The sequence below is a fragment of the Oscillibacter sp. UBA6647 genome (genome assembly GCA_002455655.1).
GTDB lineage: Bacteria > Bacillota > Clostridia > Oscillospirales > Oscillospiraceae > Oscillibacter.
The window spans coordinates 2,871-4,275 of the sequence record DKLF01000161.1; the positions used below are offsets into that span (position 1 = coordinate 2,871).

Genomic DNA, 1,405 nt, shown 5'->3' on the forward strand with positions numbered 1-1,405 from the left:
GCGGCGCTCACCAGCCGGACATTCTCCGGCACAGCCATGCAAACACCTTTGAATTTTGCTGCGAAGGTGCTCTTTGCGCCCGCATACGCTTTTTTGTTGTCGGCACTGGTATCAGAAGTATAAGTAATCTGGGCGTTCATTACATCCACATTCCGGTCCATGGCGGTACTAAGCATTTTATCATAGCTCACGGCGTCCAGTTCCACTTGAGAGGGGACGGACAGCTCGCCCAGATTCACGGAGCCGCGAAGCTCCATGCCACACATTCCCTCCAGCGTGACCTTATTGGAAACAATCTGGTACTTCAGAGTTTCCATCTGACCTTTCAGTTGACTGCGCTGGTAGCGTACTTTCTCCACATCATAGGTGGAGGCCATGCCCAGCTCCTGCTGCTTTTCAACAATGGCAACAGCCCGGTTCAGTGAATCAAGGCTCCGGTTCATGACCTCCAGCCCATCCTGCATAGCCGCGACGGACATGTACAGTGTCTCCGCGCCCTTGACCATCTGGTTAATGGCGTCATTCAGTGTGTTTTTGGCGGCTTCCGTGCTGTCGCCTATGCTGCGGTACTGGCTCATCATGCTTGTGGTTTGCATGCTTAGCGCCGCATATGCTCCCTGCAATGCGAGAAACAGGTTTGTTTCACCGGGATCCACGGAGTTTACCGCATTTCTAAGATTATTTTCCAGAAGGAGAAGGTCGTCCAGCGCAGTTCCCATCTGCGCTGGAGAATTGGACAGATCCCGTATCTGGCCCTGAAGAGAAATAATTGTGCCGTTATACTTCTCCATCGCCTTACGAAGATTTTCAAAGTGTAGCGTATCGGCGGTGTTCTCCGCGGTCAGGGGTGCGCTTTGCACACTGCTGCCAATCAAAACATCCACCGAGGCAGCGGGAGCTGCGTCCCCCGTCTGTCCGGACGCGGAAGCATCCGGGCTTGCGGCATCCGTCTGCCCGGACGAAGCGGCGGGCAGCGCATCCGTTCCCATGGCCGTCTCCGCCCCATCCGTTCCGGAGGAGGAGGACGCGGTCGGCTCCGCCGAGGACTGAACGCGGTCGTCCGCCAGCACCGGCAGCGCGGCGGCCATTGTCAGCAGGGCCGCCAATAGCAGCGCGAAAGTTCGTTTCATACAGATCTCCTTTTATCTGCGCGAGGCGCAAAGTTAGTAGTTGCTAAGTCTCCGACCGACCGTTCGGTCGGAGATATTTATTATAGGCGTGAGGTCCTTGTCTGTCAAGGAAATTTTCTCCACTTGCGCACTTTCTTAACGACCCGGAGCAGAAAGTGAAAAGTACTTTCAAATCCCATCCAGTTGCGTGCTTTCACGCAAAATCACCGGGGACCCGATGTGGCGGGTCTCCGGTGATTTTATTTACTCTCCCGACCGCTCCGCCGTAATCTCCC

1 protein-coding gene is annotated in these 1,405 nt (G+C 55.3%); it reads right to left on the bottom strand.

Annotated features, from left to right (window positions below; genetic code table 11):
* Nucleotides 1-1,130: TolC family protein (locus B2W96_RS11535; protein WP_293010558.1), on the bottom strand; the 1,130-nt coding region annotated here is incomplete at its 3' end.
* Nucleotides 1,131-1,405 lie beyond the last annotated feature (275 nt).